This window comes from Roseateles sp. GW821-FHT09H10 (genome assembly GCF_059415865.1).
In genome coordinates this window covers 607,802-627,377 of the sequence record NZ_JBWKOB010000001.1, presented here as the reverse complement: position 1 = coordinate 627,377, position 19,576 = coordinate 607,802, and the positions used below count along the sequence as shown (strand labels likewise).

The window sequence follows — 19,576 nt, the reverse complement described above, 5'->3', positions numbered from 1 at the left end:
TCAGACGCGCTCGGCGACCCAGGCCGCGACGCTCTGCAGCGCCGCCGGCACACCGGCCGGCTGGGTGCCGCCGGCCATGGCCAGGTCCGGCTTGCCACCGCCCTTGCCGCCGACCTGCTGGGCGACGAAGTTGACCAGCTCGCCGGCCTTGACCTTGCCAATGCTGTCGGCGGTGACGCCGGCCGCCAGTTGGACCTTGTCGCCGTCGACGGCCGCCAGCACGATGGCCGCCGTCTTCAGCTTGTCCTTGAGCTTGTCCATGGTCTCGCGCAGGGTCTTGGCGTCGGCGCCTTCCAGCTTGGCGGCCAGCACCTTCATGCCCTTGACGTCGACGGCCTGGGCCAGCAGCTCATCGCCCTGGGCGGAGGCCAGCTTGCTCTTGGCCGCGGTGAGTTCCTTCTCCAGCGACTTGATCTGGTCCAGCACGGCGTGCAGGCGGGCGCCCAGCTCGTGCGGCGAGGTCTTCAGCGTCATGGCCGCGCCCTGCACCGTCGTCTCGAGCGACTGCAGATAGGCCAGCGCGTTGTCGCCGGTGACGGCCTCGACGCGGCGGATGCCGGCCGCGACGCCGGACTCGCCCACGATCTTGAACAGGCCGATGTCGCCCGTCGCCTTCACGTGGGTGCCGCCGCAGAGTTCCTTCGAGCTGCCGATGCTCAGCACGCGCACGGTCTCGCCGTACTTCTCGCCGAACAGCATCATGGCGCCCGACTTCTGCGCATCGTCCAGGGCCATCACCTGGGCATTGGCGCCGGCGTTGCCGAGGATCTCGGCATTGACCAGGGCCTCGATCTCGCGGATCTCCTCGGCCGTCATCGGCGCGTTGTGGGCGAAGTCGAAGCGGGTGCGCTCGGCGTTCACCAGCGAGCCCTTTTGCTGCACATGGGCGCCCAGCACTTCGCGCAGGGCCTTGTGCATCAGGTGGGTGGCGCTGTGGTTGCGCACGGTCTTGGCGCGGCGCTCAGCATCCACACGGGCGACGAACACATCGCCGACCCTGACCGTGCCTTCGACGACCTGGCCGTGGTGGCCGAAGACATCGGCCTGGATCTTCAGCGTGTCGGCCACGACAACGCGCGTCGTGCCGTTGCGCAGCTCGCCGGCGTCGCCCACCTGGCCGCCGCTCTCGGCATAGAAGGGCGTCTGGTCCAGCACGATGACGGCGTCATCACCGGCTTGCGCCTCGTTGACCTGGGCACCGTCCACATAGATGGCCGCGACCTTGGCGGTCTCGACGACAAGGCCGTCGTAGCCGTGGAAGGCCGTCGGCGCGCCGCTGTAGGCCAGGCCCTGGGCCATCTTGAACTTGCCGGCGGCACGCGCGCGGTTCTTCTGCTCTTCCAGCAGTTCGTTGAAGCGGGCCTCGTCCACCGTCACGCCGCGCTCGCGGCAGACGTCGGCGGTCAGGTCGACCGGGAAGCCATAGGTGTCGTGCAGCTTGAAGGCAGTGTCGCCATCGACGTTGCCGCCCTTGGCCAGCGCGCCTTCCAGGATTTCCATGCCGGTGGCGATGGTCTGGAAGAAGCGCTCTTCCTCCTGCTTCAGCACGTCGGTCACGCGGGCTTGCGCCTGGCGCAGCTCGGGATAGGCATCGCCCATCTCGGCGGACAGGGCCGCCACCAGCTTGTGGAAGAAGGGGGTGCGGGCGCCCAGCTTGTAGCCGTGGCGGATGGCGCGGCGGGCAATGCGGCGCAGCACATAGCCTCGCCCGGCGTTGCCAGGAATCACGCCATCGACGATGGTGAACGAGCAGGCGCGGATGTGGTCGGCAATGACCTTCAGCGACGGGCTGGCGGCATCGCAGTCGCCACCACCGGCTGCGTCCACGGCCGACTTGGCGGCGGCCAGCAGGTTCACGAAGGTGTCGATCTCGTAGTTGGAATGCACATGCTGCAGCACCGCAGCCAGGCGCTCCAGGCCCATGCCGGTGTCCACCGAGGGCTTGGGCAGCTTGTGCATGACGCCGTCTTCAGTCCGGTTGAACTGCATGAAGACGTTGTTCCAGATCTCGATGTAGCGGTCGCCGTCCTGCTCGGCCGAGCCCGGGGGGCCACCGGCCACGTCCGGGCCGTGGTCGTAGAAGATCTCGGTGCAGGGGCCGCAGGGGCCCGTATCGCCCATCATCCAGAAGTTGTCGGACATGTAGCGCGCGCCCTTGTTGTCGCCGATGCGCACGATGCGCTCGGCGGGCACGCCCACGACCTTGTTCCAGATCTCGTAGGCCTCGTCGTCTTCCTCGTAGACGGTGACCCAGAGCTTGTCCTTGGGCAGACCGAAGTTGACTGTCAGCAGTTCCCAGGCATAGGAGATGGCATCGTGCTTGAAGTAGTCGCCGAACGAGAAGTTGCCCAGCATCTCGAAGAAGGTGTGATGGCGGGCGGTGTAGCCGACGTTGTCCAGGTCGTTGTGCTTGCCGCCGGCGCGGATGCACTTCTGGCTGGTGGTGGCGCGGCTGTAGGCGCGTTTGTCAAAGCCCAGGAACACGTCCTTGAACTGGTTCATGCCCGCGTTCGTGAACAGCAGCGTCGGGTCGTCACCCGGCACCACGGGGCTGGACGCGACGATCTGGTGGCCTTTCGACTCGAAGAACTTCAGAAAGGTCTGGCGGATCTCTGCGGCTTTCATTCCGGGGCTTCCTGGGAAATTGACGAAAAGGTCTGTGACAAGGAGGGGCGATTGTAGAGAGGGGGCTTTACGTTGCCCGGGTAGAGTGCCCCTCAATTCGATTGGAGAACCTAGATGGACGCGAATTCGCCGCTGGAGGCGCTGGAAAACCCCGGATTGCTGCGCACCCAGGCCCTGATCAACGGGGAATGGGTCGGCTCGGGCGCTCTGTTCGCCGTGACCGACCCGGCGACGGGCCGCGAGCTGGCCCAGGTGCCCAACCTCGGCCGTGCCGAAGCGGAAGGCGCCATAGCCGCCGCCGCCAATGCGCTGAATGCCTGGCGCTCCAAGCCCGCCAAGGAGCGCGCCGCAGTGCTGATGCGCTGGCAGCAGCTGCTGGTCAAGCATGCCGACGACCTGGCCCGGCTGATGACGGCCGAGCAGGGCAAGCCCCTGGCTGAGGCCCGCGGCGAGGTCATCTATGGCGCCAGCTTCCTCGACTGGTTTGCCGAGGAAGGCAAGCGCGTCTATGGCGAGACCATCCCGACCACCGACCCTACCAAGCGCTATCTGGTCATCAAGCAGGCCATGGGCGTCTGCGCCGCCATCACGCCGTGGAACTTCCCGCTGGCCATGATCACGCGCAAGGTCGCGCCGGCCCTGGCCGCCGGCTGCACCGTCATCATCAAGCCGGCCGAGGCAACGCCGCTGACAGCGCTGGCTGCGGCCGAGCTGGCCCAGCAGGCCGGCATGCCGGCCGGCGTGCTGAACGTGCTGACGGCCGATTCCCAGCAATCCATCGAGATCGGCCAGGTGCTGTGCGAGAGCGACGTCGTGCGCCACCTGTCCTTCACGGGCTCCACCGAGGTCGGCCGCATCCTGATGAAGCAGTGCGCGCCGTCCATCAAGAAGCTCAGCCTGGAGCTGGGCGGCAACGCCCCCTTCATCGTCTTTGACGACGCCGACCTCGACTCGGCCGTGGACGGCGCCATCGCCAGCAAATACCGCAACGCCGGCCAGACCTGCGTCTGCGCCAACCGCATCTATGTGCAGGCCGGTGTGTATGACGCCTTCCTGGAGAAGTTCGCCGCCAAGGTCGGCGCGCTGAAGACGGGCAACGGGTTTGAAGCCGGCATCAACGTCGGCCCACTGATCGATGACGCCGCGCTGCGCAAGGTCGAGACCCATGTGGCCGACGCCATCGCCCTGGGCGCCAAGCTGCTGACCGGCGGCAAGCGCATCGAGGCCGCGGGCGGCAACTTCTTCGAGCCGACCCTGCTCGCCGACGCCACGTCGGAGATGCTGTGCTCGCGCGAGGAGACCTTCGGCCCGGTCGCACCCATCTTCAAGTTCCAGACCGAAGAGGACGCCATCCGCCTGGCCAACTCGACCGAGTTCGGCCTGGCCAGCTATTTCTACAGCCGCGACATCGGCCGCATCTTCCGCGTCGGCGAGGCGCTGGAATACGGCATGGTGGGCATCAACACCGGCCTGATCTCGACAGCCGAGGTGCCTTTCGGCGGCGTCAAGCAATCGGGCCTGGGCCGCGAAGGCGGACGCCAGGGCATCGAGGACTACGTCGAGGTCAAGTACCTCTGCCTGGGCGACATCCAGAAGTAGCCTCCGCAAGCCGCAACAAAAAAGGGGCCCTTTTGGGGCCCCTTTGCTTTGGCAGGACCGATAAGGCGGTCCTGCTTTACTGCTCTGTCGATCAGAACTCGTACTTGGCGGTGAGCTGCATGGCCCACTGCGATTCGCCACGGTTCTGCTTGGTCGTGTAGTCGGCCGGATCGTTGACGGCGTAGATCATCTTGCCGGTCGAAGGATCGATACCGCCGTAGTTGACCCAGCGGCGGGTGGCGCCACCCGTGCCGAAGCCCACTTCGTTGATACGGCCCCAACGCTTGTTGATCAGGTTGCCGAAGTTCAGGATGTCCAGCGTGATCGAGCCCTTGTTGTTGCCGAAGAAGCCGGGGACTTCCTGGCTGACGCGCAGGTCGAAGCTGTTCACGAAGGGCGAGAACGAGGCGTTGCGGCCGACGACGCCGCCCTTGGAATTGCGCAGACCCGGGTTGGCATCGACGATGGACCAGAACTTGGCTTCAGCGGAGGCCGAGGTGGTCGCCATCAGGTTGTCGAGCTGAGCCTGGTTCAGCGTACCGCCCGTGTTGGTCGAGCGGAACAGCACTTCGCCGGAGCCCGGGCCCTTCGGGATGTAGAGCAGGTCGTTGCCGGCGACGCCGTCGCCGTTGACGTCGTTGTTGAACGTCCAGCTGTAGGCATGGCCGGTGCGGCCTTCGTAGAACATGCCGAAGGTCGTCTTGTACTTGCCGAAGAAGGCCTTGGACCAGTTCATGTTGCCGGTCACGCGATTGCGGATCAGCGTCGCCGAGTTGGCCGCGACTTCCTCGTTCGGGTTGAAGACGGCGCGGTTCAGCCAGCCGGAGTTGGCGGTCGACGAGGTCAGGCCGCTGACTTCGGTGGCGCGGGTGAAGGTGTAGGCCACGCCCCAGCCGAAGCCCGTGCGGTTCGGGCTGTTCAGCGACAGGGTCAGCACGTCGCCATCGCCCTTGCTGGTGTTCTTCAGCACGGTGACGTTGTTGTAGCCGGGGTTGTTCAGCGACTTCGTCAGGCGACCGCAGTTGCTCGGGCTGGAGTCATTGCCACCGGCGTAGCACAGCGGGCTGCGGCCAGCGGCGTTGTAGTACATCTCACGGCCGTCGACCGGCGACGTGGACGTCACCGGGCCGAGGTTCAGGTAGTTGTAGTACAGGCCCTTGTCGACCTCGGTGTGCAGCCATTCGGCACCGGCCACCAGGCCGTACCAGGGCAGTTCCTTGTCCAGCGCCAGGTTCATCTTCCAGACCGTCGGCTGCTTCACGCCCGGGGCGACGAAGTCGACGTTGGCCGCCGGAGCCGTACCCACGATGCCCGGCTGGGCGTTCGGGTTGGCCGAGAACTGGATGGACGAGCAGGGCGTGGAGCCCGCGCCGCAGCTGAAGTTGGCCGTCGCAACGCCGGTGTTCTGGTAGGGGTTGGTCAGCCAGACCGACGCCGAGGAGCCCATGAACAGGCCGAAGCCGCCGCGCAGCTGGGTCTTGAGCTTGTCGACGGGGTCGAACTGGTAGTTGAAGCCGAAGCGCGGCTGCACCACCTTCTGGCCGTCCAGCGTGTAGCTGTTGTCGTAGCCGAAGCCACCGGCCTGGCGGCCGTTGGCACCGATGGTCATCGGTGCCGATGCCGCGGCGTTGAACTTGGGCTTGTCACCGACGTCCAGCGTGTCGACGCGCACGCCGGCGACGAGGTTCAGCTTCTTGTTGATCTTCCAGGTGTCCTGGACGAACAGGCCGATGTTGCCGATGCTCCAGTTGGCGGCACCGTCCTGCAGCGTGCTGCCGGCCAGCGGCTGCTGCACGTTGTAGGACGTCGGCACGCCAGCGTTCCACAGCGCGATCGGATCGCTGCCGCTGAAGGTGTAGACACCCTTGGTGTTCTGCAGGAAGGCGTTGAAGATCTGGTTGCGCTCGATGTCAACGCCGCCCTTGATCTCGTGGTCGTTCAGGAACCAGTTGCCGGCGAAGTAGCCGTTGGTGGTCTTGGTGTGCAGACTGTTGAAGTGGCGGCTCTGCTCGGTACCGAAGGTCAGCGTGCGGTTGCCGGTGGCCGTGCCGGCGGGGGCTGCGGTCGTCCAGATCAGGCCGACCTGGGGCAGGTCGCTGTTGTTCTTCGGATCGCTCTTGTAGTCGCGCTGCGAGACCTTCAGCTCCGTGGAGAAGCTGTCCGTCCACTCGCCGAACCACTGGCCGACGACGGTCTCCAGCGTCTTGACCTGGGTGTACCAGTCCGACGACAGCGACAGCTGGTTGGCGGTGAAGTTCGGGAAGATCGGATTGCTTTCTTCCGACTTGGTGTAGCGGACATTGACCTTGTGGTTGTCGCTGACGTTCCAGTCCAGCTTCAGCAGCGTGTCCTTGGCGACCAGCTCCACGCCCTTGGGCGTCGACAGGTTGCCGACGTCCATGTTGTATTTGCTCTTGGCCAGGTCGACGGCCGCCTGGATCTGGGCCTGTGTGATGCCGACGTTGACGCTGTCGCTGCCGATCGGGCCGAAGGCCGGCACGCTGCGGCTGCTCTTGAGCTCTTCGTAGCCCGCGAAGAAGAACAGCTTGTCCTTGATGATGGGGCCGCCGGCCGTGAAGCCGTACATCTTCTCGAAGAAGCCCGGCGTGCGGAAGGTGACGTTGCGGGCGCGGTCATAGCGGTCGCCGGTCAGCTTCTCGTCACGGTAGACGTAGTAGACGCTGCCGGTGAACTCGTTGGTGCCGGACTTGGTCACGGCGTTGATGTTGGCGCCGGTGTAGCCCTGCTGGGTGACGTCGTAGTTGGAGACGTTGACCTGCACGGCCTGGATGGCGTCGATGGAGATCGGCTGCTTCAGCGTGGGCAGGCCGTTCAGTTCCAGGCCGAAGGTGTCGTTGACCTTCACGCCGTCGACGGTGACGGTGTTGAAGCGGCCGTTCTGGCCGGCCACCGTGATTTCGCCGTTGCCCTTGTCGGACTGGGCGACGCGGGGGTCGTTGCGGGCGTAGTCCTGCAGGCTGCGCGAGATGGACGCGTAGGCGGCCAGTTCCTGGCGGTTCAGGTTGGTGCCGGCACCCATGGTGCTGCTGTCGAACTTGGCGGCGCCACCGGAAGAGGCGCCGGTCAGCACCACGGTTTCCAGCACGTTGCTGCCGCGCACGCGCAGCTCGAGGTTCAGCGTTTCACCCAGGGCCAGGTAGACGTCGTTCTGGACTTCGCGGTCGGCGCCCTTGACTGCCGTCACGGTGTAGGGGCCGCCGACGCGCAGGCCGCGGGCCGAGAAGCGGCCTTCGCCGTCCGTCGTCACCGAGTTGGTGGAGCCCGACTCGCGGTGCAAGATGGTGACGGAGGCACCGCTCATCGGCTTGCCGTCAGCCCCAATGACCTGACCACCGATGGCAGACGTCGTGTTCTGCGCCATCACCGGCGCGGCGGCCACGATGGCCACGGCAGCGCACAGCGCCGACAGCGGGAATCCGGACCCAAACCTGTTGCTCATCCCAATCACTCCTGTTGTGCGCGCGGCTGGCACGCGGCTGATGTGTCGAAAGTCGTCACGGAAGCGTCATGAAGCGCTCACCGCGGTCGCGTTTTGCGGCGCCGGAAAAGGGCGCGGCCGCAACGGTGACGGGATTGTCATGACTTTCTGTGACAGAACTTTACGGGTAAGTCAGAAGTCGCCCGTTTTAGACCTCGACGCCTGGGAAGAAGCACTGCGACAGTGCGTCGCGCGGCCGCGACAACGGCCGTCTTTCACCCTGTTGCCGATGATTTCTCCACTGCTGCGGGCCGCATTTGCACCGTACTGGTGCATTTTTTCATCAATGTAAACCTCGCAACCACCTTGGGCGCCTGTCGCAAAACCGCGACAAACTCGCGCAACACAGCCACTTCTAAGATCGCCGGCTTCTTCAAGCCCCTCACGTCATGGCCCTCCCCCACTCCTTCCGCCTCGGCGCCGGCCTCGTGCTGGGCGCCCTGCTCGCCGGCTGCGCCACGCAGCGCCCCTCCGCCCCGACCGAGCTGACGCTGCTGTCCATCAACGACTTCCACGGCAACATCCAGCCGGCCGATCCGGTGCCGCTGCTGCCTCGGCTGCCGGACGCCAACGGTGTCGTGAAGGCGCAGCCCGCCGGCGGCGTGGCCCATCTGGCAACGGCCATGGCGGCCCTGAAGGCCAAGCATCCCGACGCCCTCATCGTCGCCGGCGGCGACCTGATCGGCGCGTCGCCGTTGATGTCCAACCTGCTGCGCGACGAGCCCACGCTGGCCGCCTTGTCCCAGCTCGGCATCGCCGCCAGCGCCCTGGGCAACCACGAACTGGACGCCGGCCTGCCCGAGCTGCTGCGCCAGGCACGCGGCGAGTGCGGCCCCAATGGCTGCCTGTGGCCCGACTACAAGGGCCCCGGCTTCCCCTACCTCGGCGCCAATGTGCTGGATGCCAACACCGGCAAGCCGCTGTTGCCGACCCACATCCTGAAGCAGGCCGGCGCACTGAAGGTCGGCATCGCCGGCGTGGCGACCCTTGACACACCCCGCGTCATCGTCGCCCGGGCGATCAAGGGCATCCGCTTCGCCGACGAGGCCGACACGCTGAACGCCCTCGTCCCTCAGCTCAAGGCGCAAGGGGCGCAAGTCCTGGTCGCTGTCATGCATGAGGGAGGTGTCCAGGGACGGGATGCTGGCGCCAATGACCCGACCTACACATGCCCCACGCTGACCGGCCGCGTGCACGACATCGCCAAGCGCCTGGACCCGGCCTACGCCATCATCATCGGCGGCCATAGCCACCAGGCCTACACCTGCAAGATCGACGGCCGCCTCGTCGTTCAGGCCGGCAGCTACGGCGGCTGGATCACCGAAAGCCACCTCAAGTTCGATGCGGCCGGCAAGGTCATCGACGCCCAGGCCGTCAACCATCCGGTGCTGCAATCGGTCTACGCCCCCAACCCGGCCCTGGCCGCCCTGGTCGCCCAGGCCGCCGCCATGACCGCCGCGGCGCGCAACAAGCCGGTGGCCACCCTGACGCAAGGCGCCTCGCGCTACCCCAAGGACCCTCACGGCGATTCCGCGCTGGGCAACCTCATCGCCGACAGCCAGCTCGCCTTCGCCCGCAAGCAGGGGCCCGCCGATGTGGCTTTCATGAACCAGGGTGGCATTCGCGCCGAACTCGTCGTGAAAGCTGACCGGCCGACCACGATGAGCGACCTGCTGGCCATCCAGCCCTTCGGCAACGACGTCGTCGCGGTGACGCTGACCGGCCAGGAATTGCTGGACATCCTGCGGCGCCAGTTGCCCAAGGCGAATGCTTCGCCGCGCATGCTGCAGACCTCATCCACGCTGCGCTACCGCTGGCGGCCTGCTGCCACTGCCGACGGCGTCGCCGAGCTTGTGGCCCCCCGCATCAACGGCCAGCCCGTGGATCCCGCCCGCAACTACCGCGTCATCATCAACAACTTCCTTTCTGAAGGCGGTGATGAAGGCGGCGGCTTCAAGCACGGCCGCGACCGCGCCGTGCTCGGTGTCGACATCGACGCCCTCGTCGAGCTGCTGCGCGACAACCCCCAGGCCCTGGCCCAGGCTGCGCCCGGCCGCATCGTCAGGGAATGAGCAGGCTGCCCCTCGGACAGCGCACTAGGGCAAACCTGTAACTTCTTGTAGCGACCCCGGCCCGGCGCCCTGACGGGCCCGTCCTAGACTCGAAGCACCCGGTCATGCTGGCCGGGCGACATCGGTTCGGGGGAGCGATGGCATGGGACATGCAAGCTGGCGCTGACGCCGAGCCTCGGGCCGGCCCTGCGGCCTCGCCCCCGTCGAGCCGCGCGCCCAGCCCGCTGATCCGCGAGGTCATCGCCCATCTGCCCTGCGGCCTGGCCGTCTTCGATGCCGAGCGCCGGCTGCTCGTGCACAACGCCGAATTCGAGCGCCTGCTCAATGTGCCGGCCTCGCTGTTCGAAGAGCCGCCGCTGCGCTTCGACGACCTCATCCTCTTCTTCGCCGCCCGTGGCGACTACGGCCAGGGCGAACAGGCCCGCGCCTCCGTCGACGCCGCCCTGGCCCTGGGCCGCGACCAGCGCGCCAACCGCCTCGAGACCTACCGCACCGGCGACCGCCTCATCGAGGCCCGCACAGCGCCCCTGCCAGACGGCGGCCTGGTGCTGACCGTCCTCGACCTGACGCCGCAGGCCCAGGCGCGGCTGGCCGCCGAGCGCGCCTCCCAGGCCAAGACGCGCTTCCTGGCCAATATGAGCCACGAGATCCGCACGCCGATGAACGCCGTGCTGGGCATGCTGCGCCTGCTGCAGAAGACGCCGCTGGACGCCCGCCAGCGCGACTACGCCGTCAAGAGCGAAGGCGCCGCCCGCGGCCTGCTCGGCCTGCTCAACGACATCCTCGACTTCTCCAAGATCGAGGCCGGCCATCTCGGCCTGGACCCGCATCCGACCCGCCTGGACGAGCTGCTGCGCGACCTCTCCGTCATCCTGGCCGCCAATGTCGACAAGCGCGAGCTCGAACTGCTGTTCGACCTCGACCCCGCCCTGCCCCCGGTCATCCTGGCCGACGCGCTGCGCCTGCAGCAGGTCCTCATCAATCTGGCCGGCAACGCCATCAAGTTCACCCAGGCCGGCGAGGTCGTGCTCGGCATAAGCCGGGTGTCGCAGAGCGCCTCCAGCATCGTGCTCGCCTTCTCCGTGCGGGACACCGGCATCGGCATCGCGCCCGAGCAGCAGCAGCGCATCTTCACGGGCTTCGCCCAGGCCGAGGCGTCCACGGCACGGCGCTTCGGCGGCACCGGCCTGGGCCTGGCCATCAGCCGCCGCCTGGTGCGCCTGATGGGCGGCGACATCCATGTCGACAGCACGCCCGGCCAGGGCAGCTGCTTCAGCTTCACGCTGAGCTTTCCCCTGCCTGCCGAAGAGCTGGCCTCGGCACCCCGCCAGGCCCTGCAGACCCTCGTCATCGACGACCACCCGCAAGCCCGCCGCGTCATCGGCGCGCTGGCCGAGTCCCTGGGCTGGACGGTGCGCCTGGCGGCCGGCGGCACCGAGGCACTGGAACTCATCGCCAGCGGCACGCCGGAGGTCGTGCTGCTCGACTGGGTCATGCCCGGCATGGACGGCTGGCAGACCGCCGTGCGCCTGCGCCAGCGCCTCGGCCCGGAGCCGCTGATCCTGATGGTCACCAGTCACGACCGCGAGCGCCTGGCCCAGCGCAGCGCGGCCGAGCAGGCCCTGCTCGACGGCTTCCTCGTCAAGCCCATCACCGCCACCATGTTGAGCCAGGCCGTCGGCGCGGCCATCCAGGCGCGCTGCAGCCCGGACGATGCGCCCGAGCCGGCACCGCAGCGCCTGGCCGGCCTGCACCTGCTCGTCGTCGAGGACAACCCCAGCAACCAGCAGGTCACCCGCGAGCTGCTCGAGCTCGAAGGCGCCGAGGTCAGCCTGGCCGGCGACGGCCAGCAGGCCCTGACCCTGCTCGCCCAGACGCGCGGCCGGCGCGGCTTCGACGCCGTGCTGATGGACGTGCAGATGCCGGTCATGGACGGCACGACGGCGACCCGCCTGATCCGCCGCCAGCTCGGTCTCACCCTGCCCGTCATCGCGATGACGGCCGGCGCCCTGGATGCCGAGCGCCAGGCCTGCCTGGAGGCCGGCATGGACGAGCACATTGGCAAGCCCTTCGATCCCGACGTCGTCGTCGCCGTGCTCAGGCGACGCTGCGGCGCGGCGCCCACCGAGCCCAAAGCGCCCGCCAGCGAGCTGCCGCCGGCCCTGCTGGCCGACGCTGGCCGCGCCGGCATCGCGCTGGCCGAGGCGCTGGCGCGCATGTCCGGCCGCGTCGAACTCTTCGAGCGCACCCTGGCCGCCCTGCACGAGCAGGACCGCAAGCTCGCCCAGGCCCTGGCCGAAGGCGGGCGCACCGCCACCCGCGGCCTGCACGGCTATCGCGGCCTGGCCGCCATGCTCGGCGCCGGCGAACTCGCGGCCCTGGCCGCCGAGGGCGAGCATGCCGCCGCGCCCGACGACGACTGGCGCCGGCGCTTCCTCGAACGCCGCCAGGCCGACCTGGCTGCGCTGGACCGCCTCGCCGCCGACCTGCACACCCGCCAGGCCCTGCACGATGGCCTGGCCGAGCAGGACCGCCCCGCCGCGCCGGGCAGCCTGGCCCAGCGCGTCGCCCGGCTGGCGGATCTGCTCGACGGCGCCGACCTGGAGGCCCTGGACGTCCACCAGGGCCTGCGCGAAAACCTGCGGCAGCAGGCCGACGAGGACACCGCCGCCGCCCTCGACTCCGCCATGGAGGCCCTGGATTTCGGCACCGCGCTGACGCTGTGCCGCCGCCTGCGCACGACGCTGGAGGCCACAACATGATGCAGCTCTTCCTGCCCGACCGGGCGCCGCTGACGCCCGGCCACGCGCCGCCGGGCCGCCGCCCACGCCTGCTCATCGTCGACGACCAGCCCGTCAACATCCAGGCCCTGCATCGCGTCTTCGCCAGCGACTGCCAGGTGCTGATGGCCACCGATGGAACGCGCGCCCTGCAGCTCTGCCGCGAGCGCCAACCCGACCTCGTGCTGCTGGACGTGCAGATGCCCGGCATGGACGGCCACCAGCTCTGCGCCGAGCTGAAGTCCGACCCGCTGCTGCGCTCCATCGCCGTCATCTTCGTCACCTCGCAGGACCAGCCCGAGGACGAGACCCGCGCGCTGGACGCCGGCGCGGCCGACTTCATCACCAAGCCCTTCAATCCCACCGTCGTGCGGGCGCGGGTCAGGACGCAGCTGACGCTGAAGGCCCAGGCCGACCTGCTGCGCGAGCTGGCCTTCGTCGACGGGCTGACGGGCGTGCACAACCGGCGGCATTTCGACGAACGCTTCATCGCCGAGGCGCGCCGGTCGCAACGCACCCGCTCGCCGCTCGCCGTGGTGCTGGCCGATGTCGACCACTTCAAGCGCTACAACGATGCGCTGGGGCATCTGGCGGGCGACGACTGCCTGCGGCGCGTCGCTGCGGCCTTGCGGGCTTGCCTGCGGCGGCCGACCGACCTGCTGGCGCGCTATGGCGGCGAGGAGTTCGTCTGCCTGCTGCCGGACACCGATCTGGCCGGGGCCATCGGCGTGGCTCAGCTGATGGAGGACACCGTGAGGGCCTTGTCGCTGGCGCACCCGGGCGTGGAAGGTTGCGTGACGATCAGCCTGGGGGTGTCGGCCGGGTCACAGGGACAGGGGCTTGTGGAGGCGGCGGACAAGGCGCTGTACCTCGCCAAGGCGGCGGGAAGGGGGAGGGTGAGTTGGGTGGAGGGGTGATGGGGGATGGGAATGCGAGGAATCGGTCGGACCGATTCCTCGGCCCTGCGGGCCCGTGCCGCAGGCACGTCCAAGGACAGCCACTGGCTGTCCTTGAGCGAACCCCGGTGGGGCCTCATCCCAAGCGCCCAATCCAAATGCGAACGGCCCCGAAGAGGGGCCGTCTGCATTTGGAGCGGGTGATGGGAATCGAACCCACGTAGTCAGCTTGGGAAGCTGAAGTTCTACCATTGAACTACACCCGCAATAGGCCGCGAGTTTACAGGTGCGGAATCGGCATCTGACCAATGTCCGGCCCTCCCCCGCGCGGCTACAGTCGCGCGCATGACGTCCCCTGCTGTTTCGCGTCCGCCCGCCACGCTGCTGCTCGCCTGGCGGCAATTGCTGCGGGATTGGAGAGCCGGTGAGCTGCGGCTGCTGATGCTGGCCGTGGCCCTCGCCGTCGCCGCCCTGTGCGCCGTGGCCTTTTTGTCCGACCGCCTCGACCAGGGCCTGCGCCGCGATGCGGCCCAGCTGCTGGGCGGAGACGCCGTCGTCGCCAGCGACCAGCCGACACCGCAGGCCCTCGTCGACCTGGCCGCCGCGCAGAACCTGACCACCGTGCGCAGCGCCAGCTTCCCCAGCATGGCGCGCAGCGACGAGGCCCATGGCGGCGAGAGCCGGCTGGTGGCCGTGAAGGCCGTCGGCGCCGGCTACCCGCTGCGCGGCACCATCAAGCTGCGCGAAGCCCTGCCCGGCCGCGGCGGCTCACCCGCCGCCGGCGAGGTCTGGGCCGACCCGGCCGTGGCCGACGGCCTCGGACTCAAGCTCGGCGACACGCTGCTGCTGGGCGATGCCCAGTTGAAGCTCGCCGCCCTCATCGAGACCGAGCCCGACCGCGGCGCCGGCTTCATGAACTTCGCGCCGCGCGTCATGCTGGCCGAGGCCGACCTGGCGGCGACCAAGCTCGTGCAGCCGGCCAGCCGCCTGACCTACCGCATGGCCGTGGTGCCCGGCCCGGGCGCCGCGCCGGGTGCGGTCGCCAATTTCGTCAAGGGCGCCGAGCAGCTGGTCGAGAAGGACAAGCTGCGCGGCGTGCGCCTGGAATCGCTGGAGTCCGGCCGTCCCGAGATGCGCCAGACCCTGGACCGCGCGGCGCGCTTCCTGCGCCTGGTGGCCATGCTGTCGGCCCTGCTGGCCGCCGTGGCCGTGGCCCTGGCCGCGCGCGACTTCGCGGCACGGCATCTGGACGACTGCGCCATGTTGCGCGTGCTCGGCCAGCCGCAGCGCCGCATCGCCTGGGCCTATGGGCTGGAGTTCCTGCTCGCCGGCCTGAGCGCCAGCGCTGTCGGCGTGCTGGGCGGCCTGGGCCTGCACCAGGTCTTCGTGTCGCTGCTGGCCGGCCTCATCGACGTCAACCTGCCGCCGCCCAGCGTCTGGCCGGCCCTGCTGGGCCTGGGCCTGGGCCTGTCGCTGCTGATGGGCTTCGGCCTGCCACCCGTGTTGCAGCTCGCCGCCGTGCCGCCGCTGCGCGTCATCCGCCGCGACCTGGGGGCGCCCAAGGCGGGCTCCATCCTCGTGCTGGGTGCCGGTGTCGCGGGCCTGGCGGCCATCCTCGTCGTGCTGGCCGGCGACATGAAGCTGGGCGCCATCGCCGCCGCGGGCTTTGCCGGTGCGGTGCTGCTGTTCGCGCTGCTGGCCTGGGCCGCCGTCTGGCTGCTCCGCCGCCTGGTGCCGGTCAATGTCAGCGGCGCCGGCGTGCCGCGCTGGCTGCTGCTGGCCACGCGCCAGGTCGCCGCGCGGCCGGCCTTTGCCGTCATGCAGGTGGCCTCGCTGGCCGTCGGCCTGCTGGCCCTGGCCCTGCTGGTGCTGCTGCGCACCGACCTCATCGACAGCTGGCGCCGCGCCACGCCGGCTGCGGCGCCAGATCGCTTCGTCATCAACATCCAGCCCGACCAGAGCGAGGCCTTCCGCAAGGCGCTGACGACGGCGGGCGTGAAGGACTACGACTGGTACCCGATGATCCGCGGGCGCCTCACGCTGATCAACAACGAGGCGGTGCAGGGCCGCAAGTTCGGCGAGGACCGCGCCCAGCGCCTGGCCGAGCGCGAGTTCAACCTCAGCCACACCGACGCCATGCCGGCGCACAACCAGATCGTCGCGGGCGGCTGGGGCCAGGCCAAGCTCGGTGAAATGGGCATGAGCGTGGAAGAAGGCCTGGCGACGACGCTTGGGCTGAAGCTCGGCGATACCCTGGCCTTCGACATCGCCGGCCAGCCGGTGCAGGGCCGCATCACCAGCCTGCGCAAGGTTGACTGGTCGTCGATGCGGGTCAACTTCTTCGTGCTGTTCGAAACGGCCGATCTGCCCGACCTGCCGGCCACGCAGATCGCCGCCTACCGCAGCCCGCCGGCCACCAAGCTGGACCGCGAGCTGGCGCGCCAGTTCCCCAACCTGACCGTCATCGACGTGTCGGCCCAGCTCAACCAGGTGCAGGGCGTGCTGGACCAGGTCATCCAGGCCGTGCAGTTCCTGTTCGGCTTCACGCTGGCGACCGGCCTGGTGGTGCTGCTGGCCGCCGTGGGCAGCACGCGCGAGGCGCGCACCCGCGAGTTCGCGCTGATGCGGGCCCTGGGCGCGCCCAGCAGCCTGCTGGCCCAGGTGCAGCGGGCCGAACTGCTGGGCGTCGGCGCCCTGGCCGGTTTCCTGGCCGGTGCCGTGGCCCTGGTGCTGGCGGCCTTGCTGGCGCGCTTCGTCTTCGAGTTCGAGTGGCAGATCAAGCCCTGGGTGCCCGTCATCGGCGCCCTCTGCGGCGCCTTGCTGGCCTGGAGCGCCGGCTGGTGGAGCCTGCGCGGCGTGCTGCAACGGCCGGTCGTGCAGACGCTGCGGGAGGCGCAAGCCGAATGAAGGCCGTCGGCGCCCGCGACATCGGCCGCTATCTGGCGCTGTCTGCGGCCGTCGTCGGCGTCTATTACCTGCTGGCCCGCCTGGGCCTGCTGATGGTGCTGCCGCCCTACCAGGTGGCGCCCATCTACCCGGCCGCCGGCTGGGGCCTGGCCGTGCTGCTGGTCTGGGGGCTGCGCTACACGCCGGCCGTGGCCCTGGGGTCCTTCATCGTGCAGGCCACGACGATGAACGAAACCAGCGGCGTGCTGCCCCTGGCCCTGGGCATAGGCCTGGGTGCGGCCGCCCAGGCCGTCGCCGGCACGCTGCTGATGCGGCGCTGGTGCGGCCGCCCGCTGGTGCTGGCCTCGCCGCGCGAAGTGGCGGGTTATCTGGCCGCAGCGGCCCTGGCCGGCTGCATCAGCCCGAGCTGCGCGACGCTGCTGCTGAAGATCTTCGGCGTCATCGGGGCGCCGCAGGCCACCCTGGTCTGGACGGTGTGGTGGACCGGCGACCTGATGGGCGTGCTGATCGCCACGCCGATCACGCTGGCCCTGATCGGCCAGCCGCGCTCGGCCTGGGATGCACGGCGCTTCAGCGTCGGCCTGCCCATGCTGCTGACGACGCTGCTGGTCGGCCTGGGCGTGGCCGCCACGATGGAATGGGACCGCCAGCGCAACCGCGCCGACTTCACGCGCGACGCCACCAGCGCGGCCCAGGACCTGGCGGGCCGGCTGCGCGAGCCGCTGCTGGTGCTGGAGGGCGTGCACGGCCTGGTCAAGGTCAAGCCGCGGCCGACGCGCGACGAGTTCGCCCGCGCCACGCGCGGCTTCCTGACGCAGGACAGCCCGCTGATCGCGCTGGGCCTGAACCTGCGCGTGGCGCGCGCCGACGTCGACCGCTTCAATGCCGCGGCCGCCGCCGACGGCTTCCCGGGGGGCTACCAGGCGCGCGACCGGCTGCGGGCCGGCGACCTGCTCCCGCCGCCCGAGGAGGACATGCTGGCCATCCGCCTCATCGAGCCGCTGTCGCGCAATGCCGCAGCCCTGGGCGTCAATGTGCGCACCATTCCCGGCGCGCGCGCCGCCATCGAGAAGGCGACCGCGCTCGGCCGGCCGGTGGCATCGGCGGGCTTCCAGCTGTCGCAGGACCGGGAGACGGCGGTCGGCGTCGTCGTCTACCAACCGCTTTACCGCGGCAATGCCGCGCCCAGCGAGGCGGCCCTGGACGGCGTCGTCTTCGCCACGCTGCGCCCCGACCTGCTGCTGTCGCGCCTGGCCGCGACATGGCCCGAGCATCTCGCCGCCTGCCTCGTGGACATGGAGCCCGGCGCTCCCTACCCGCGCCTGGGCGGCCGCCGCGGCTGCGAGGCGGTGCAGCGCGGCGACGATGCCAACCTGCCCCTCGTCAAGATGCCGCTGGAGTTCGGCGGCCGGCAGTGGGAGGTGCGCATCTACGACCTGCCCGGCCTCGTGGCGCCGCCGGGGCGCAGCTGGGCCTTCGCCCTGGTCGGCCTGCTGGCCACGGCCATGGTGGGCGCGCTGCTGCTGCTGATGTCGGGCCGCACCCAGCATGTCGAGGCCCTGGTGCAGGAACGCACGGCGGCGCTGGAGCGCGAGATCGCCAATCGCGCCCAGGGTGAGCGCGCGCTGAGCCAGAGCGAGCAGCGCTTCCACAGCATCTTCGAGACGGCGCCCATCGGCATCGCCTTCACCGACCTGAACGGCGGCTTCCAGGAGGTCAATGCGCACTTCTGCAAGCTGACGGGCTACTCGGCCGAGGCGCTGATGCGCCAGCGCTCCATCGACGTGACCCATGCCGACGACCGCCGCGAGGACATCCGCCTGGCGCGGCGGCTGATGCGCGGCGAGATCCCCTTCTACCGCCGCCTCAAGCGCTATATCCGCCCGGACGGCAGCACGGCCCATGCGCGCGTGCTGGTCAGCCTGCTGCGCGGCGCGGACGGCCGGCCGCACCGGCTGGTCGGCGTCGTCGAGGACATCACCGACCAGCTGCGCATCGAGGAGCTGGACCGTGCCCGCGAGGCCGCCGAAGCCGCCAACCAGGCCAAGAACGAGTTCCTGTCGCGCATGAGCCATGAGCTGCGCACGCCGATGAACGCCATCCTCGGCTTCACCCAGCTGATGCAGATGGACGCCGGCGAACCCCTGCCGCCGGGCCAGCGCGTACGCGCCCAGCAGATCGCCCAGGCGGGCTGGCATCTGCTGGAGATGATCAACGACACCCTGGACCTGTCGCGCATCGAGGCCGGCTCGCTGCGCCTGGAACCGGCCCTGCTGGAGCTGCCGCCGCTGCTGGCCCGCGCCCTGGCCCTGGTGCAGGGCCAGGCGACCGAGCGCGGCCTGGCCATCAGCCAGCGCGTCGACCCGGCGGCCGCGCGCCTGGTCGGCGACCCGACCCGCGTGACGCAGATCCTGACCAATCTGCTCAGCAACGCGGTCAAGTACAACCGCGCGGGCGGCAGCGTCAGCGTCGAGGCGTTCAGCCGCGAGCCCGGCTGGGTCGAGATCGCCGTGCGCGACACCGGCATGGGCCTCACCGACGAGCAGCGCGCCGCCCTCTTCCAGCCCTTCAACCGCCTGGGCCGCGAGCGCAGCGGCCTGCCAGGCACCGGCATCGGCCTGGTCATCAGCCAGCGCCTGGCCGAGATGATGGACGGCAGCCTGCGCGCTGAAACCGTCGACGGGCCCGGCGCCTGCTTCGTGCTGCGGCTGCCGGCCAGCGGCGCGGCCGCCGCCCTGCCCATGGAGGCGCGGCCCGACGGCCCCACCAGCCCGCGCGCCAGCCCCCAGCGCCGCCTGCTCTATGTGGAGGACAACCCGCTCAATGCCGAGGTCATGCGCGGCATCCTGGAGCAGCGGCCCGGCATCGAGCTGGAAGTGGCACCAACCATCGAGGCCGGCCTGCATGCCCTGCACGAGCGGCCGCCGGCCCTGCTGCTGCTGGACTGGCAGCTGCCGGACGGCGACGGCCTGACCCTGCTGAGCCGCATGCGGGATCTCGGCCGGACGCTGCCGCCGGTCGTCGTCGTGTCGGCCAACGCCCAACCCGAGCAGATTGCCGCGGCCCAGGTCGCCGGCGCCCAGCACTATCTGACCAAGCCGCTGGACGTGCGTGAATTGCTGGCCCTGGTCGACGAATTGTTGGCGCCAGGGGGCGGCCCGGAGCGGGCAGAATGAGGCCCCAGTTCCCCTTTAGCAG

At 69.5% G+C, this 19,576-nt stretch carries 8 protein-coding genes and 1 tRNA gene; 6 read left to right on the top strand and 3 right to left on the bottom strand.

Features of this window, described 5'->3' with window-relative positions:
- Positions 1-2,625, bottom strand: a complete 2,625-nt coding sequence (alaS, locus tag AC07OY_RS02755; protein WP_495040988.1) for an alanine--tRNA ligase — start codon at positions 2,623-2,625, stop codon at positions 1-3.
- A 114-nt stretch (positions 2,626-2,739) separates the two neighbouring features.
- Here alaS and AC07OY_RS02750 point away from each other — a divergent pair, with 114 nt between their 5' ends.
- A complete protein-coding gene (locus tag AC07OY_RS02750; protein WP_495040987.1) occupies positions 2,740-4,224 on the top strand; it encodes an NAD-dependent succinate-semialdehyde dehydrogenase in 1,485 nt (494 codons plus the stop codon).
- Positions 4,225-4,315: 91 nt separating this feature from the next.
- Here AC07OY_RS02750 and AC07OY_RS02745 read toward each other — a convergent pair whose 3' ends face one another.
- Positions 4,316-7,684: a TonB-dependent receptor gene (locus tag AC07OY_RS02745; protein ID WP_495040986.1), complete on the bottom strand. Its 3,369-nt coding sequence runs from the start codon at positions 7,682-7,684 to the stop codon at positions 4,316-4,318.
- 428 nt (positions 7,685-8,112) lie between these two features.
- Between AC07OY_RS02745 and AC07OY_RS02740 the strand changes: the two genes are divergently transcribed.
- The 3 genes from AC07OY_RS02740 (at position 8,113) to AC07OY_RS02730 (ending at position 13,492) form a co-directional block, all read left to right on the top strand.
- Positions 8,113-9,795: a bifunctional metallophosphatase/5'-nucleotidase gene (locus AC07OY_RS02740; RefSeq protein ID WP_495040985.1), complete on the top strand. Its 1,683-nt coding sequence runs from the start codon at positions 8,113-8,115 to the stop codon at positions 9,793-9,795.
- A 149-nt stretch (positions 9,796-9,944) separates the two neighbouring features.
- Positions 9,945-12,557 (top strand): response regulator, encoded by a 2,613-nt coding sequence (locus AC07OY_RS02735; RefSeq protein WP_495040984.1) that lies wholly within the window; start codon positions 9,945-9,947, stop codon positions 12,555-12,557.
- The gene (locus AC07OY_RS02730; RefSeq protein ID WP_495040983.1) at positions 12,554-13,492 is read left to right on the top strand and encodes a diguanylate cyclase; all 939 of its coding nucleotides are present in this window, start codon (positions 12,554-12,556) and stop codon (positions 13,490-13,492) included. The genes AC07OY_RS02735 and AC07OY_RS02730 overlap by 4 nt, the downstream gene beginning before the upstream one ends.
- Before the next feature lie 171 nt (positions 13,493-13,663).
- On the opposite strand, the gene AC07OY_RS02725 is transcribed toward AC07OY_RS02730, so the two are convergent.
- Positions 13,664-13,737, bottom strand: a tRNA-Gly gene (locus tag AC07OY_RS02725).
- A 79-nt stretch (positions 13,738-13,816) separates the two neighbouring features.
- On the opposite strand from AC07OY_RS02725, the gene AC07OY_RS02720 reads away from it, so the two are divergent.
- On the top strand, positions 13,817-16,378 hold the full coding sequence (locus tag AC07OY_RS02720) for an ABC transporter permease (protein ID WP_495040982.1): 2,562 nt from the start codon (positions 13,817-13,819) through the stop codon (positions 16,376-16,378).
- Positions 16,375-19,554: a CHASE domain-containing protein gene (locus AC07OY_RS02715; RefSeq protein ID WP_495040981.1), complete on the top strand. Its 3,180-nt coding sequence runs from the start codon at positions 16,375-16,377 to the stop codon at positions 19,552-19,554. The genes AC07OY_RS02720 and AC07OY_RS02715 overlap by 4 nt, the downstream gene beginning before the upstream one ends.
- The last annotated feature ends 22 nt before the right edge of the window (positions 19,555-19,576 follow it).

What these genes read in the sequence shown, in the direction of transcription:
- alaS (WP_495040988.1), bottom strand. Translation starts at nt 2,625, where the DNA reads ATGAAAGCCGCAGAGATCCGCCAGACCTTTCTGAAGTTCTTCGAGTCG.
- AC07OY_RS02750 (WP_495040987.1), top strand. Translation starts at nt 2,740, where the DNA reads ATGGACGCGAATTCGCCGCTGGAGGCGCTGGAAAACCCCGGATTGCTG.
- AC07OY_RS02745 (WP_495040986.1), bottom strand. Translation starts at nt 7,684, where the DNA reads ATGAGCAACAGGTTTGGGTCCGGATTCCCGCTGTCGGCGCTGTGCGCT.
- AC07OY_RS02740 (WP_495040985.1), top strand. Translation starts at nt 8,113, where the DNA reads ATGGCCCTCCCCCACTCCTTCCGCCTCGGCGCCGGCCTCGTGCTGGGC.
- AC07OY_RS02735 (WP_495040984.1), top strand. Translation starts at nt 9,945, where the DNA reads ATGCAAGCTGGCGCTGACGCCGAGCCTCGGGCCGGCCCTGCGGCCTCG.
- AC07OY_RS02730 (WP_495040983.1), top strand. Translation starts at nt 12,554, where the DNA reads ATGATGCAGCTCTTCCTGCCCGACCGGGCGCCGCTGACGCCCGGCCAC.
- AC07OY_RS02720 (WP_495040982.1), top strand. Translation starts at nt 13,817, where the DNA reads ATGACGTCCCCTGCTGTTTCGCGTCCGCCCGCCACGCTGCTGCTCGCC.
- AC07OY_RS02715 (WP_495040981.1), top strand. Translation starts at nt 16,375, where the DNA reads ATGAAGGCCGTCGGCGCCCGCGACATCGGCCGCTATCTGGCGCTGTCT.